Here is a 12,179-nt window from a genome sequence, read left to right on the forward strand (position 1 = left end):
TTATGTGTTGTCTTAGGAGTGACTTTAGGCCCAGAGCAGTTTGGCGTAAATGACAAAAAAGGATCACTTTACGCCATTTTGCGACAATGAAAGCGCTGGCGGTATTCCCCCGGAGTCAGGTTCAGCTGTTTTTCAAACATGCGACGCAGATTGATACTGCTGCCGAAACCCGTTTGCGCGGCAATTTCGTCCAGCATATCAGTAGTTTGTTCCAGCCGTTGCCGTGCGGCAGCGAGGCGAGCTTCGGCAACATAGCGCGCCGGAGATGCGCCGGTTTCACGGGTAAAAACGCGAGTGAAATTGCGCGGACTCATTGCCACTTTTTCTGCCAGATTTTCAACGCAGAGGTCGGCGGTAATGTTTTCCAGGATCCATGACTGTAGATCGCTTATCGGGCCAGAACCGCTGTTTTTCCGCAGATCGTAGCGACTAAACTGTAATTGACCGCCGGGGCGGCGAAGATACATCACTAAATCCTGTGCGACATCGCGGGCAAGGCTAAAACCGTAATCTTCCTCAACCAGTGCCAGTGTCAGATCAAAACCGGAGCTGACGCCACCGGATGTCCAGATAGGCCCATCTTGAATATACAGCGGCCCACCTTCGACCTTCACCTCAGGAAATGCCGATTGCATGGTTTCCAGCAATTTCCAGTGGGTTGTTGCTCGTCTTCCATTAAGTAATCCGGCCTGCGCCAACAACATCGCGCCGCCGCAAATGGAGGCAATACGGCGTGCATGCGGTGCGGCGAGGTGCAGCCAGTCGACAATGGCAGTGCCTTCCTGCTCATTCTGACCGCGGCCAGTAATGAGTATGGTGTCGAACGGCTCACGGGGATCCAGCTCATGAAGGCGATGATCGGCAAGCAAGTTTAACCCGGACTGGCCGTGGATCACCTGATGCGGCTGGGTTGTTGCAATGCCAACATGATAACGAGGGCGATCCAGGCCTTCCGTATGCAACTGGTTAGCCTGCATCAGAATGTCTGCAATACCGGCAGACTCGAACAGCATGCCGCCGTCAGGAACAATAATAAGAATTTTCTTCATGTCCTGAAAAGTATACTTTCAGCAAAATAAGTCAACAGGAGGGATAAGAATTTTCAGGAGAAAGGCGGGAGTAAGAAGCAATGATGGTGTCCCCGACTGACTTCACTAAAACGCCTGAGAGGTGCTATTTAAAAGGGTTTTTAATTGTGGTGCTATATGGATACCCCCAATAACACCCCCAATTCGTTTTTCATGCTGCTTTCCGTGGTTCGATTCCCAGGTTCGATTTCCACGCAAGATAATCAGAATACTTCCAACGAGACATTCGTCCAAGCTTAATTTGCTTTGGGAATGCCCCTCGCTTAATCAGATCATAAAACCATTTAGACGTCATACCGGTGTCCGCAGTAATAAATTTCATGTCTACTAGCGAGTCAGGGCTAAGTGACTCTTTATTGATTGTCATATCTGGCCTCTTATCTCTTTATCAATCCCATCACCTATTCCACTTAAACTGACCATTCAGCACGCCAATAGCGAAAAGAAGCCAAGCCAGCTTGTAGCCAAGTGGCTTTATCTTCTCGTAATGGCGCAGGATGATAGGGCGGGTGATGGAGTCTTTATTGGTGTTATCCGGCAGAGCGGCGAGGGTGGTTTTAATTTCGTTGTTACACATTCTGGCGGTGGATTGTAGCGCGTTCTGTCTCTCTTCAGGAGTCACGTATCACTCCTTTGGTTTCCGGTACCCAGCATCATAGATAGCAGCGGCAACATCTTCTGGTTGATAGCTATCAGGCAATGCGGATTGAATACTAACGATATCAGTTATTGCCGCGTTCTTGCGGGCTAATTCTTCTTCGTCAAGAATCTCATTACATAGGCTAACGCACTCATTACAGATGTTTACCGCGGGGCCAGTGATGACACGAACCTCGCTTTCAGGCTTTTGGCAGAATGAGCACGTAACCCCTGGCGGTAACTCTTCAACTTTCCACTTAGCGAAATCAATTTTCATAGCCATCATCCGAACATCCCCCTAACAGCCTCAGTCTCAATTGTATAAATTGTTGCCAGCACCGCCCATGCGATGATGACGATAAAGAACCAGGTACCGTCTGATATTTTTCTCTTCATGCTGCCTCCGAACTGCCAGGTATTAATTTGATTGATTGATCGCACTCATTGCCCCAGGTATCCCACCCCTCCAAATCCTTCCTTGAAAACAACTCAATGCGTTTCACATCGCCATACAGTAATTCCAGCCGGTGGCGCACCTCCCACGGCTTTTCGCTATGCTCGCCCAATGGTGAGTACACAACTTGTTTGATACTGGCGTTAAGCCGCTCAAGGCCATTACCGCGCACTGCAATCAGCACATCCTCCGTATTGGCCCTGGTGTAGTTGCCGCCATTCATCCGTGATTGGGTATTGAGTAGGGTGAGAAAGTCGTAAAAGTCGTTAACCTCACCGGCTGCCAGCGCTTTGTTGATATGATCCTCTGCCAGTTGATTCAGCTTCACCCAAGTGAAACCCTTCATCGTGCGCACCTGGAAACCCCAAGCTTCAGCGAGTTGCTTTGCTTCGTCGTTGAAATTGCCGGTGTACCACATGGCGATAACTGCATCGGGCGCTGCGAGAGACCAAACTGGAAGGCGTTTTAAATCGGTGAGTGACATCGTGCGGTAGTGATTAACTGCTGCGCCGTTGCTGGCCTTGTTTCCGTATTGCCAGGGTGGGTCACAATAGATGAGCTGATATCCACTCATGCCGCCTCCATTATTTTTTTCACTTTCGCCTTCACTGACTTCACCGTTTTAACTGGCATTGGGGTGACAACTTGCTGCGGCACCGGTCTCTTTGATTTATCGCCGGTTCGTAGCCGCTGCTTTATTCGCATATCCCACAGGTAGCAGTCTTTGTGGTCGCGGCCATCATCCGTTGCCCGGGCAACGGTCAGAATTAGTTCGCTGATATCGTCCATTACGCGGCCTCCGCTAACTTTGTTGGAATGCGCCAGCATTTAATCGAATAATTACCGTTAGGCTTTTCAGTGCATTCAGCGCCAAAGAATGAATTACTTATTGCGCCGCTCGGATTGGGAAACTCACCATTTCCACGGCCTTTGATAAATGCATTTAATGCGCGTGTGGCAAATTCAACGCAGCCGGGGTCCGGCGCTGAGATAGTTACTCGCATAGGGGATACTCCAGATAGTGAAATCCGTTTCTGTGAGTCCGTTTTTAGGCAATAAAAAACCCCGCATTTAGCGAGGCTCATTGAGATGGTGTGCTTACTTTCTTTCTGGCGGGGTATATTCCATTTTACCCATCGTTCTACCTACTTCCCTATAGTGCTTCACTCGGTCGCGAAAATACTCACGTAAATGCGTTGGCTGCTGTTCCTCTATCTGAGCAGGGATAACCGGCATGTTGTAGCGCTCTTTGAATGCAACGCCGCTGGCGGCTAAGTCCACAGCCATCTTGTCTTTGTCGTCTTGCGGTATATCAGCGAGATTGTAGCTCATGGTTTCCTCCTACCTATTTGTTATGTGATAGTTTATAGGAAATCCAAATAAAGCAATTGACACATGTGCGAAAATTATTAATATGCTGAAGTCCCTGAGAAATCAGTGACGGAACGGAGGGATGGCCGAGTGGTTGATGGCACCTCATTGATACTGAGACGACCGGTTTTCCGGTTCGGGGGTTCGAATCCCCCTCCCTATATAGAAAGGTCGCTTAGGCGGCCTTTTGCCATTTGGCTACAAGCTGGCTTAGCTGCTGTGAATAACAAGGTTCCGTCTTGAAAGTTATCCCAATCAGCTTGGTTGTGTAGGCAAACCACTCGCGCCGTTCGTGTTCCGTCAGAATCATAATCACTCAACACAATCTGACCAATCGGCTCCAACGCTTTCAATTCTGCAAGTTGCTCACGCAGTGATAGCACCTCAGTGGCAAGACTTCTCGCGTAGTTCTGCCAACTTGATAAAAACTCAGAATCACAACATGAAGCACAAATACGCCCACCATCAGCGTGCGGAACGGTAATTTTCGAATGGCTACAAAAATCACAACAGTCCACGACTGCAACATTCCAATCGCGACGAATTCGTACCGGCTCTTCACTCAGCATCTGCATTCCCCTCTACCAACGGCTTACAAAAATCAGATTTTCGGTAGTGTCTGACGCACTCCCAAATAGCGAAACATGCCGGACAGTTAACCTTGTCACCACTTTTAGCTGGCTGTTCTTGTTGCTCGTCATCGTTGCCAGATAATCCGCACAAGGTTGCGTAGTCAGACCTTGCGCCATCATTGGATATGTGAACGAGATTTTCCGTGTATATGCCTCTAAATTGAACGCGCACAAATGCGTTACGCTTTGCCATCACTCCCCCTCTACCAACGTGAATGTTTTGCAACCACAATTGGGGCAGCAATTATCAGTCCAGCCGCTTTTATTTCGCTTCCCTACCAACTCATCTTTAGCGTGAGTCTTCCGGCAGCGACGGCATTTGAATTTCTGCATCACTCATCATCCCAGTTATCGATAGGGCAATGACGTCCTGTAGCCATTGGCTCGTTGTCTCTCAGTTGAGGACAGTCCTTATGGTGACATTCGCCATCACGCCCAGCGGCGCAGCGTTCTAGCGGCTTCTCAGACTGAGGGCGCATTATCACTCCAGCGGGCGCAGGGACGATAACGATGGGGGTGGCATCCTCCTTGACCGTGAAACCGGCTGCAATCATGTTATCCGCATAACGGGTGATCAGTTCTCCAGCCTTTTTGTTATCGTAATACGGCTCGTGGTGGCTCCAAATTTCCATGCCAAAGTGACAGTAGTGTCCGTCTATTGGCTTATCGTCCTGTAAGCCAGCATGACCAAGAATGCGAATTGCTGGGCTGCTCAACAAAGCTCTCCAGCGCGTTGCATCTAGCTGTGCCGCTTCCAGTTGGGCTATCAGTGCTAATATTGTTTCACCCGCCCACTTAGAACTAATCGCAGCCACTCCATTTGCCAATGATCGAGCATTGATTTTTAAGTATTCAATGTTCAATTCTTCGATGTTATTCATCATGCCTCCTGCTTACGGCGTGAGCCTTTGTATTCAGGTTCTGGTTTATGCTGTGGTTTGCAGATTGTGTGCTTTAGAATCTCAAGCCAATTTTTCCGGCAATTAATTACCCATTTGCCGCCTTCAGTATCGAAAAACTTTTTCTCTACAGGCTCAGCAAGCCGCTCTAACACCTCACATGGAACAGCTACCGTGTCACAACCAGAATTGTAATAACGAAGGTGGGATAAAATTCTGTCCTCTGAGTAGCGTCCAGCTGCCTCTATTCTTCCGCAATGTCCCGCGTCATTTTCTGCCCACAAAATTATGTAGCGGTTATGACGAGTGGTGTGATTCACGCTTATAACAAAGTATTCTTTCGTCATATAACTCATCTCTCAGGATGTGCGCTTATTCCAAGCGCGTGAGGCCATGGCAATTTTATCTTTACCAATCATTTGAGCGCTCTGAGCGTCGCATCCGTGACAACGCACGATAGCTGAACGGTCGGGGCAGTCTTCTTCGTATTGAGCGAAGGCCTCAATTTGCTTTGAGCCGCAGAATGGGCATGGCTTTAATTCTTTATCAGTATTTTCAGACATAACTATTCCTCAGCAGATTGACTGCCGGTAATGGGGGTGGGGAATTAGGCTGACGAAAGCAGTCGTAGGCATTCCTGGCGCCGCGCTAACAACTCTTCCTGAGTTGAGCAGAACGGCATTGGGTTGGTTGGCATAAACTCTGGCTTGAGTCGGTATATCGTTCCCTGAGCCGATATCCCTTTAATCTCCCACCGCTCTTCCGTGAGCAAATGACGCATGTTTCTCACATACGTCAGGCCGATGTGTATCGATACTGTCTCAAATCCTTCACCTAACCCTTTGTAGAATGAGTCCTTATAATTCAACGTACACCCGCCAGTGGCACCACCAGATAAATAGCTCCCGCCACCCACGCTGCCAATTGACCGGTGGAATGAGGTTATATATGCATCTGGGTGGGCGCGGAGGCAGGCCAGTATTTGTTCTGGCTGCATGGTGGTTACCTGTTGGGAGGTGCGAACTTAGAAACGTGGGTCTTCGGAAAAGAATTGATCATCACCCTGATAATTTCCTGAGTGAGTTGGAGCGCTGTTTACTTGCTTACGCTCATCCTTGTCCTTCAGGGTGGTGAGCATCTTCGCTATTGTTTCGGCTGGGGCGTTAGTTACATGCTCTTGCAGCGTTCTCTGGCTTTGTGCAAAGTACGGAATGCGAATATCAAAGTTGTAAGTCTCACGGCCATCATCTTTTGTTTTCAGCGTTTTTTGCAGTACCAAACCCAATTTGCGGCCTACAAACTCAGGGGCTACATCAACACCAGCCTCATTTTTAATGATGGTGAGTTGCTTAACGCCAGAGCAACCCATCATCGCATTTATCATGTTTACGCCATGCGTATTGGGGCTTCCGTCTTTCTTGACGGTATAAACATTCAGGTAGTTGGCCTTGCGTCCATCATCAGTTTCCACGGAGAACTCAATTGATTTAGCACCGCCAGAACTGATCACATATTTAGCTTCTGAGATGGTGAAGATATAAGCCCCAGACTCATTGATGAAACCGCTTAATCCTGCTGATAAACCTGAATCCTGGTCATAGACGAAAGTTACATTGCTCATGCCGCGTTTCCTTTAATTTGGTGAACATTATTGATGCCGTAGTAATCGCAAATATCCCGATCTACAGTCAGAAGGTCATTTTCAATTTCGTTGGTTTCGAAGAGGCCCATCGGTGATTTAACGGTGTCGTAACCGTTGTTTTGAGTGGTGAAAAAGTATTGTCCATCGTGAACGGTGGTTCTCAGAACGATGGTGAACATTCCTTCGACCGTTACTTTCTCATCCAACATTTTCCCGATGGTTTTCATTTTGACGCGCCCAAGGTTTGTTTCCTCGGTGTGAGCCATGAAGTAAATTCTCAGATCATCCGGCGCATCCTGTGCCGCTTTGATTATTTCCCACATGTGAAGTCCCATTTTCGCAAACTTATCAAATCCCTTATCGTTCACTGTCTCCATGAATTCGGTGCACATCACATACTGAAAGTCATCAATGATGACTATTTTCTTCCCGTACTTTGTCGCACCATTAATGACGGCCTTAATCAGTGACCAGTCATGTGTTGGGATAACACTCCCTGTCTTCTTCGCGCCATCCCATGGCTGCCAGTTAGTTGATTTGAACGGTAGCCGCTTCCTTACGACCTGAATAAGCAGGCAATCATCAGGGTTGAGATTGCGCAAGCTGGTAGATTTCCCTGTACCAGATTCACCAAGGATTAATGTTGCGGTACCCACAAATCACCTCCATAAATGATTTACGCTTTTTGGCTGCCGATTCCCTTACTTGATCAACCAATTCGCCTTTAATCCCCATCGCGTCCAGTGCAATGATTGCCAGTTGTTCAGCCGATACACGACCGCACTCCAATTCATTTTTAACAAAGGCCAGAGTGTCCATACTCTTTAACGATTCACGCCTTGTGATAATTAGCTCTTTGAACTGTTCTTCTGTCATGCCGCCTCCATAAGCTCGATTGATACCGACGCATCCATTTGGTAAATACGACGCTTGGCGGCTGCGCAGGTAAGATAATTAGCTGCTGAGCGCCTGCTTCCAGCTTTACGACAGGACTTCGCGCAAACCAACCAGTGGTTATGCCACCACTTGAGCTCTCTTTTAGTCATGGCTCAATCCTCCGAGTTAGCGCTTCAATAATTTTCTCCCAGATACCTTTCCGTGGCGGGGGAGTGAAGCTTGCTGATGTGAGGCGGTAGGCTGGTGAATGCTGGATTTTGGTCAAATAGTTAGTAGAGCATCCCGATGCGGGATACCCTGCAATGGCGTATTGCATAGGGATACCTTTTGATTAGTAGTTAATTTGGATAGGTGGTTGCTGATTCAAAAATGACTGAGCAACTTGATTCTTGATGATGGCGATAACGCACGCCTTTGCGTGCTCAGCGTCAATTCCGGCGTCGGTTAGTACGGCAATGGCCGCGTTGTTAACTTCGGCTTGGTGGGCTTTGTCTGCCGCTTTTCTTGCCGCCTCATCAGCAATGCGTTTCTCTTCAGCTAGCCGAGCATCTTCTTTCTGCTTGGCTTCACGTTGAACTCGCTCAGCTTCCTGCTGTGCTTTAAGTTTCTCGGCTGCGATAGCGTCCTGCTTCTCGCGCTCGACACGTTCAGCTAATTCCTTGGCGTCACGTTCGGCTTTGGCTACGGCATCCTTGGCGGTCTGTTCAGCTCGTTCCTGAGCCAGTTTTGCATCACGTTCACGTTGTTCCGCTGCCGCAACCTCCTGTCGGGCTTTCTCTTCTGCATCGCGGGTTGCTTTCTCTGCTGCCTGTTGAGCAATGAATTCTTCATGGGCCTTGCGCAGACGTTCAACTTCATCAGCTTTCTCTTTGGCGTCACGGTCGAAAGCGTCATTCATCAGAAGGGCCATTTCGTGGTCAGACTCTTTCTTGACCAATCGCTCTGCTGTAATGCTGGCGTCCATTTCATGGGCTTCCTGCCACATGGCTGCACAGGCCGATTCTGCTGCAAGTCTCTCTTGTTCAGCTTCCCACTCAATGCGGGGTTTAAGAAATGCATCACGAATGTCATCACATTCATCAACAAATCGCTTGAGTTCCTTTTCTGCTGGTTTTATGGGGTCTTTTAAGCTGCGCAGGTAATCGCGCCCCGGCTCTTCTACAGCTTTTTTGCTTGAGCCAATCATTCTGGCTATAGAGCCAATGCGGTCGCGGCCCTTCTTTGTTGTGACATCTGGCACTTCACGCGTCATTTCACGAATGTATTCAAGAAAGCTATCAAGGCCGCCAGCTACATACAGCGTCGGTGCCTGCTCTGGCTTAATGTCGATTACCACCAAGCCGGTGTTTTCGTCTGCCATGCTCATTTCCTATGTTTAGCCCACAGCAAAACACCGACGATGGTCAGTTATTTACTCTGGGGATTGGTGTGGGTGGGGTTAACCGTTCTGCTTGGGGTTAATCTTGGTAACTGGAATATCGTCGTAATAACTCTTGCTACCAGAGTCGTTCATATCTCACCCTCTCGCCTTAATCATTGCGTCTGCCACCGCTCTAGAGTGACCAACAACCCAGCCAACACTTCGCTCGCCTAAGTCGTCGATTAATGACGGATTAGATATAATTGCCGCCATCGCTTTAGCTGAAAAGTAATCGTGCACTGTAAGCCCTGCACCGCCTAACTCCGACGACATCCATACATCACCAGCACCGCTAATTGCACCTGACTGCGGAAACGCTGGGCCGCCTGTTTTAATTTCATCTGTCATACATCACCTCATCTAGTGGTCTTGCCAAATGCCCCTAAATAAGAGCCAGTGGTAAGGTCACTCAGTAGCGGTCACATGGTCGTATCCTCTAGCGCCCCTGTTAACGTTCGCAGTCAGGTTCTGCTTTGCAAATAACCTTCACATCCCGTCATAGCCTAAGCTGATAAAATGTGAGGTAAGAGTTTTGTTGATAGATATCTTGCAGATGCCCTCACAGGAAGGGCATGGGTAAGGTCACTGGGGTTGCTCATGCAATTGCTGATTGGCCTTTTCCATAAACTCTTTGGAAAACTCCATTTCTGGAGCTTGGTAATATGCGATATATGCCTCTTCTTGGCAGTTGGTACATAATCCATTTCGCTTGGCACAACCGCAGTTTTCGCAGGTCTTACTCATCATTCATTCCTAATTTACCCGCCAATAAAAAAGGCCACCTAAGTGACCCAACTGCTACTCTGCTAATAATCCCGCTACAACTTTTTGCGCAACCTCAACTGCTTCGCTTAGTTTTTCCTTTCTTTCGGTTAGAACTTCACGCTGAGTTAGCAATGCTTCATAAAGAAAGTCGATGTCTGCCGTGGCATTAATTGAAATGTTGTTTCCTATGGCTATAACTAATTCAAGTCCGTACTTTTCTCGCTGGCTAATGACATGATTAACTCGGTCTAGTCGGTGATTTATGGACTGAACTTCTTGAAGTAATTTATTAAGTTCCATTCTCTTACCCCTTAACTATGTGGTGGGCCTACTTAATAACGTGATAGCAATCTTCACGAATGTTACGGAAGCCTGCTGCAAACTTAGCGACTTCCGGCAAACATATGTTGTCCGCGCTTGGTCGCTCTGTGCTGCGAATTGGAATAGGCATCGTTGCTTTGTATACCCTCGATGTGCAGCCCTCAGAGAGCTTTGTGAACGCTGCTTCAATTCGGCTTGCCAGCACTCGGTTGGCATCCTTCGCCGCGAAGAATTCACCTGTACGCTTAAATTTGCGTGTCTTTGAATTCTCTTTGGTTGGCTTGATTGTGATCGCTACCATGACTACCTCCGGTGGTCTTACCAAAGCCCTCACGTATAAGGGCAACGGTAAAATCACTCATCTCTGTTGTATTCTCCAACCAGTTGGAATTGGAAGTTTCCGTGTGATGTAGCGTGTTCAAGCTGAGCGGTAATGCCAAATGCTCGACCGTCTGTTGTTTCTATAACGTCGTCGTGCGAAGCGTGGAACATACGATAAGATTTACCCTCTGCAAAATTAGCCGTATTAGTGGATTTGGTGCATTTTACTGTCGAGTATTTCATTGTCATTTTAATGCCCTCAATTAGTAGTCTTGCCAAAACCCACGGATTCATGGGTAGTGGTAAGTCCACTAGCCTTGCACTCTTACCCAGTCTATTTGCCTATGACACTCGAGAGATGCATCTGCCGTGGTTGTTGCCATCTCTGATACACGTCGTGTTCTACGTGCGGTTCGAATTCCCTTGCCGACTCACTGGTCTTACTCGCTCTCCTGAGCTACTAAGGTGCAAAGCCAACTTCTCTTTGGTCTCCCAGACTATCCGGGAGAAATCCGTCACGAGGATTGATGAGCATCTCTGCTTTCGTTCCCCGCTTTGTTAATGAGCAGCCTGTCGTCCTGACTGGCGCGGCGAGTAGTTCCTGTCTGCCGCATCGAGATTTCGTTTCGATGGGGTAAATATACATATTGTATTCATATGGTGCAATACGTTTTGTATACCATTTCCATCGTGAATACATAATGTAGTGATTTTTAAGGTAATTTAATTCAAAAATAATTCAGACGAGACCCTTCGCACCTGGCTATCAGGCGTGAAAAGTGTGAGGTGTGTAGTGTTTAAAGCGGGTAGGCTGGTGAGATTGTCAGATTACAGGCACAAAAAACCCGGCAGCGGGGCCGGGTTATAAGTAAAAATGGTTTTATTTAATCTTTTTTTGCTTGATTAACTCGCACTTCAGTAATGGTCGCGCTGATTTTATCAAGCTTATCATTTGTTCTATTGAAATCTAACTTCATGTCTGATCTTAACGAACTATTATCAGCTCCAGCTGAGTCTCTTACGCTTCCTATCTCAGTTCTAAGGGAGGTAATGTCGCTTTGTAAAAATGCATATGTACCACATGCGGCGACTAGAACTGAAATTACAGTCGCCACACATAATCCTACAGCCCAGCCCAGAGTTAAAGGGGCGCTCGTATTAATTGACATGTCAACCTCCTTTGCAATGAACATTTGGTCGCCATTATGATTCTCAATTATAGCACGGAGCGGATCGATAACGGATTGTTGTTTTGGGGTTACTTCACTCCCCCAAATAAAATCATCAAAGCAACCAATATTCATATTTCCCCTGAATCCTTGAGGGCTTGCACTACTTTCCATGTATTAAAAAACATTGTATGTGAACATTTATCACATATTATCATGTAGTTCCATATACCTTTTCCATCAAAATTGGGAATGGGGAAAGTTACTGTAAGTGGTAACCCTTCGTTTGATGATGATATTGGGATAGTAAAGGACTGATGCTGACAAACTGGACATAGGAACTCAGGATCTTTAGATTGAGTTTTCTCAAAATAAGATATTAAAAGTTTCATCGTAACTTTTGATGCTAGTTCCATATTCCCAATTTCTTTCTCTTGGGGCATGTGTTTTCCTTATTATTTTAATGTCTGTTTTCAATTGGTTAATCATTTAATCTAGCCGTAATAATTAGAAGCCAAAGTGAGTGCAGAGATAACTATCATTTTATGGGCTAGCAGTGGG

General features: G+C 47.2%; 23 protein-coding genes and 1 tRNA gene. 1 reads left to right on the forward strand and 23 read right to left on the reverse strand.

Going from position 1 to position 12,179, the window contains the following annotated elements; genetic code table 11:
- Positions 1-68 precede the first annotated feature (68 nt).
- The 8 genes from QSV56_RS00080 to QSV56_RS00115 all read right to left on the reverse strand — a co-directional run bounded on the left by QSV56_RS00080 (position 69) and on the right by QSV56_RS00115 (position 3,513).
- Complete coding sequence (locus QSV56_RS00080) at positions 69-1,049, reverse strand: GlxA family transcriptional regulator (protein WP_046050544.1); 981 nt, start codon at positions 1,047-1,049, stop codon at positions 69-71.
- Positions 1,050-1,239: 190 nt separating this feature from the next.
- Entirely contained in the window at positions 1,240-1,455 is a 216-nt protein-coding gene (locus QSV56_RS00085) for an AlpA family transcriptional regulator (RefSeq protein WP_145551615.1), read from the reverse strand.
- A 30-nt stretch (positions 1,456-1,485) separates the two neighbouring features.
- A complete protein-coding gene (locus tag QSV56_RS00090) occupies positions 1,486-1,710 on the reverse strand; it encodes a hypothetical protein (RefSeq protein ID WP_080357786.1) in 225 nt (74 codons plus the stop codon).
- A gap of 3 nt (positions 1,711-1,713) precedes the next feature.
- Positions 1,714-2,013: a ClpX C4-type zinc finger protein gene (locus QSV56_RS21910; RefSeq protein WP_367317233.1), complete on the reverse strand. Its 300-nt coding sequence runs from the start codon at positions 2,011-2,013 to the stop codon at positions 1,714-1,716.
- A 106-nt stretch (positions 2,014-2,119) separates the two neighbouring features.
- Positions 2,120-2,755, reverse strand: coding sequence for an MT-A70 family methyltransferase (locus QSV56_RS00100; protein ID WP_145569181.1), 636 nt, complete (start codon positions 2,753-2,755; stop codon positions 2,120-2,122).
- Complete coding sequence (locus tag QSV56_RS00105; protein WP_301210050.1) at positions 2,752-2,970, reverse strand: hypothetical protein; 219 nt, start codon at positions 2,968-2,970, stop codon at positions 2,752-2,754. The genes QSV56_RS00100 and QSV56_RS00105 overlap by 4 nt, the downstream gene beginning before the upstream one ends.
- Positions 2,970-3,185, reverse strand: a complete 216-nt coding sequence (locus QSV56_RS00110; protein ID WP_050537038.1) for a hypothetical protein — start codon at positions 3,183-3,185, stop codon at positions 2,970-2,972. The genes QSV56_RS00105 and QSV56_RS00110 overlap by 1 nt, the downstream gene beginning before the upstream one ends.
- A gap of 94 nt (positions 3,186-3,279) precedes the next feature.
- Positions 3,280-3,513: a DNA polymerase III subunit theta gene (locus QSV56_RS00115; protein ID WP_301210054.1), complete on the reverse strand. Its 234-nt coding sequence runs from the start codon at positions 3,511-3,513 to the stop codon at positions 3,280-3,282.
- A 115-nt stretch (positions 3,514-3,628) separates the two neighbouring features.
- Here QSV56_RS00115 and QSV56_RS00120 point away from each other — a divergent pair.
- A tRNA-Ile gene (locus tag QSV56_RS00120) sits at positions 3,629-3,715 on the forward strand.
- Here the strand turns inward: QSV56_RS00120 and QSV56_RS00125 are convergent.
- The 15 genes from QSV56_RS00125 to QSV56_RS00195 form a co-directional block, all read right to left on the reverse strand.
- A complete protein-coding gene (locus QSV56_RS00125) occupies positions 3,711-4,121 on the reverse strand; it encodes a hypothetical protein (RefSeq protein WP_301210056.1) in 411 nt (136 codons plus the stop codon). The two genes, QSV56_RS00120 and QSV56_RS00125, sit on opposite strands and share 5 nt — an antisense overlap.
- A 395-nt stretch (positions 4,122-4,516) precedes the next feature.
- Positions 4,517-5,065 (reverse strand): hypothetical protein, encoded by a 549-nt coding sequence (locus QSV56_RS00130; protein WP_301210058.1) that lies wholly within the window; start codon positions 5,063-5,065, stop codon positions 4,517-4,519.
- The gene (locus QSV56_RS00135; protein WP_301210060.1) at positions 5,065-5,430 is read right to left on the reverse strand and encodes a hypothetical protein; all 366 of its coding nucleotides are present in this window, start codon (positions 5,428-5,430) and stop codon (positions 5,065-5,067) included. Before QSV56_RS00135 ends, QSV56_RS00130 begins: the two co-directional genes overlap by 1 nt.
- 12 nt (positions 5,431-5,442) lie before the next feature.
- Positions 5,443-5,646: a Lar family restriction alleviation protein gene (locus tag QSV56_RS00140; RefSeq protein WP_050322433.1), complete on the reverse strand. Its 204-nt coding sequence runs from the start codon at positions 5,644-5,646 to the stop codon at positions 5,443-5,445.
- Positions 5,647-5,690: 44 nt separating this feature from the next.
- Positions 5,691-6,080 carry a hypothetical protein gene (locus QSV56_RS00145; RefSeq protein ID WP_233116956.1) on the reverse strand — a complete coding sequence of 130 codons (390 nt, stop codon included), beginning with the start codon at positions 6,078-6,080 and terminating at the stop codon, positions 5,691-5,693.
- Between the two features lie 27 nt (positions 6,081-6,107).
- Complete coding sequence (locus QSV56_RS00150; protein WP_301210069.1) at positions 6,108-6,704, reverse strand: DUF669 domain-containing protein; 597 nt, start codon at positions 6,702-6,704, stop codon at positions 6,108-6,110.
- The gene (locus tag QSV56_RS00155; RefSeq protein WP_145503998.1) at positions 6,701-7,381 is read right to left on the reverse strand and encodes an AAA family ATPase; all 681 of its coding nucleotides are present in this window, start codon (positions 7,379-7,381) and stop codon (positions 6,701-6,703) included. The genes QSV56_RS00150 and QSV56_RS00155 overlap by 4 nt, the downstream gene beginning before the upstream one ends.
- Positions 7,353-7,601, reverse strand: a complete 249-nt coding sequence (locus tag QSV56_RS00160) for a hypothetical protein (protein WP_049610676.1) — start codon at positions 7,599-7,601, stop codon at positions 7,353-7,355. Before QSV56_RS00160 ends, QSV56_RS00155 begins: the two co-directional genes overlap by 29 nt.
- A 352-nt stretch (positions 7,602-7,953) precedes the next feature.
- A complete protein-coding gene (locus QSV56_RS00165; RefSeq protein ID WP_301210073.1) occupies positions 7,954-8,982 on the reverse strand; it encodes a hypothetical protein in 1,029 nt (342 codons plus the stop codon).
- Between the two features lie 156 nt (positions 8,983-9,138).
- Positions 9,139-9,390, reverse strand: coding sequence for a hypothetical protein (locus QSV56_RS00170; RefSeq protein WP_301210075.1), 252 nt, complete (start codon positions 9,388-9,390; stop codon positions 9,139-9,141).
- Positions 9,391-9,624: 234 nt separating this feature from the next.
- A complete protein-coding gene (locus QSV56_RS00175) occupies positions 9,625-9,786 on the reverse strand; it encodes a hypothetical protein (protein WP_301210077.1) in 162 nt (53 codons plus the stop codon).
- A 54-nt stretch (positions 9,787-9,840) separates the two neighbouring features.
- A complete protein-coding gene (locus tag QSV56_RS00180; RefSeq protein WP_050130527.1) occupies positions 9,841-10,107 on the reverse strand; it encodes a hypothetical protein in 267 nt (88 codons plus the stop codon).
- 28 nt (positions 10,108-10,135) lie between these two features.
- Positions 10,136-10,429 carry a hypothetical protein gene (locus QSV56_RS00185; RefSeq protein WP_301210079.1) on the reverse strand — a complete coding sequence of 98 codons (294 nt, stop codon included), beginning with the start codon at positions 10,427-10,429 and terminating at the stop codon, positions 10,136-10,138.
- Between the two features lie 904 nt (positions 10,430-11,333).
- On the reverse strand, positions 11,334-11,753 hold the full coding sequence (locus tag QSV56_RS00190; protein WP_301210080.1) for a hypothetical protein: 420 nt from the start codon (positions 11,751-11,753) through the stop codon (positions 11,334-11,336).
- Positions 11,750-12,061 carry a hypothetical protein gene (locus QSV56_RS00195; protein WP_301210082.1) on the reverse strand — a complete coding sequence of 104 codons (312 nt, stop codon included), beginning with the start codon at positions 12,059-12,061 and terminating at the stop codon, positions 11,750-11,752. Before QSV56_RS00195 ends, QSV56_RS00190 begins: the two co-directional genes overlap by 4 nt.
- Positions 12,062-12,179 lie beyond the last annotated feature (118 nt).

The organism is Yersinia sp. 22-579, from assembly GCF_030433455.1.
Lineage (GTDB): Bacteria > Pseudomonadota > Gammaproteobacteria > Enterobacterales > Enterobacteriaceae > Yersinia > Yersinia enterocolitica.

Excerpts from the sequence above, each read along its gene's own strand:
- QSV56_RS00080 (WP_046050544.1), bottom strand. The coding sequence starts at position 1,049 with ATGAAGAAAATTCTTATTATTGTTCCTGACGGCGGCATGCTGTTCGAG.
- QSV56_RS00085 (WP_145551615.1), bottom strand. The coding sequence starts at position 1,455 with ATGACAATCAATAAAGAGTCACTTAGCCCTGACTCGCTAGTAGACATG.
- QSV56_RS21910 (WP_367317233.1), bottom strand. The coding sequence starts at position 2,013 with ATGATGGCTATGAAAATTGATTTCGCTAAGTGGAAAGTTGAAGAGTTA.
- QSV56_RS00100 (WP_145569181.1), bottom strand. The coding sequence starts at position 2,755 with ATGAGTGGATATCAGCTCATCTATTGTGACCCACCCTGGCAATACGGA.
- QSV56_RS00105 (WP_301210050.1), bottom strand. The coding sequence starts at position 2,970 with ATGGACGATATCAGCGAACTAATTCTGACCGTTGCCCGGGCAACGGAT.
- QSV56_RS00110 (WP_050537038.1), bottom strand. The coding sequence starts at position 3,185 with ATGCGAGTAACTATCTCAGCGCCGGACCCCGGCTGCGTTGAATTTGCC.
- QSV56_RS00115 (WP_301210054.1), bottom strand. The coding sequence starts at position 3,513 with ATGAGCTACAATCTCGCTGATATACCGCAAGACGACAAAGACAAGATG.
- QSV56_RS00125 (WP_301210056.1), bottom strand. The coding sequence starts at position 4,121 with ATGCTGAGTGAAGAGCCGGTACGAATTCGTCGCGATTGGAATGTTGCA.
- QSV56_RS00130 (WP_301210058.1), bottom strand. The coding sequence starts at position 5,065 with ATGAATAACATCGAAGAATTGAACATTGAATACTTAAAAATCAATGCT.
- QSV56_RS00135 (WP_301210060.1), bottom strand. The coding sequence starts at position 5,430 with ATGACGAAAGAATACTTTGTTATAAGCGTGAATCACACCACTCGTCAT.
- QSV56_RS00140 (WP_050322433.1), bottom strand. The coding sequence starts at position 5,646 with ATGTCTGAAAATACTGATAAAGAATTAAAGCCATGCCCATTCTGCGGC.
- QSV56_RS00145 (WP_233116956.1), bottom strand. The coding sequence starts at position 6,080 with ATGCAGCCAGAACAAATACTGGCCTGCCTCCGCGCCCACCCAGATGCA.
- QSV56_RS00150 (WP_301210069.1), bottom strand. The coding sequence starts at position 6,704 with ATGAGCAATGTAACTTTCGTCTATGACCAGGATTCAGGTTTATCAGCA.
- QSV56_RS00160 (WP_049610676.1), bottom strand. The coding sequence starts at position 7,601 with ATGACAGAAGAACAGTTCAAAGAGCTAATTATCACAAGGCGTGAATCG.
- QSV56_RS00165 (WP_301210073.1), bottom strand. The coding sequence starts at position 8,982 with ATGGCAGACGAAAACACCGGCTTGGTGGTAATCGACATTAAGCCAGAG.
- QSV56_RS00170 (WP_301210075.1), bottom strand. The coding sequence starts at position 9,390 with ATGACAGATGAAATTAAAACAGGCGGCCCAGCGTTTCCGCAGTCAGGT.
- QSV56_RS00175 (WP_301210077.1), bottom strand. The coding sequence starts at position 9,786 with ATGAGTAAGACCTGCGAAAACTGCGGTTGTGCCAAGCGAAATGGATTA.
- QSV56_RS00180 (WP_050130527.1), bottom strand. The coding sequence starts at position 10,107 with ATGGAACTTAATAAATTACTTCAAGAAGTTCAGTCCATAAATCACCGA.
- QSV56_RS00185 (WP_301210079.1), bottom strand. The coding sequence starts at position 10,429 with ATGGTAGCGATCACAATCAAGCCAACCAAAGAGAATTCAAAGACACGC.
- QSV56_RS00190 (WP_301210080.1), bottom strand. The coding sequence starts at position 11,753 with ATGAATATTGGTTGCTTTGATGATTTTATTTGGGGGAGTGAAGTAACC.
- QSV56_RS00195 (WP_301210082.1), bottom strand. The coding sequence starts at position 12,061 with ATGCCCCAAGAGAAAGAAATTGGGAATATGGAACTAGCATCAAAAGTT.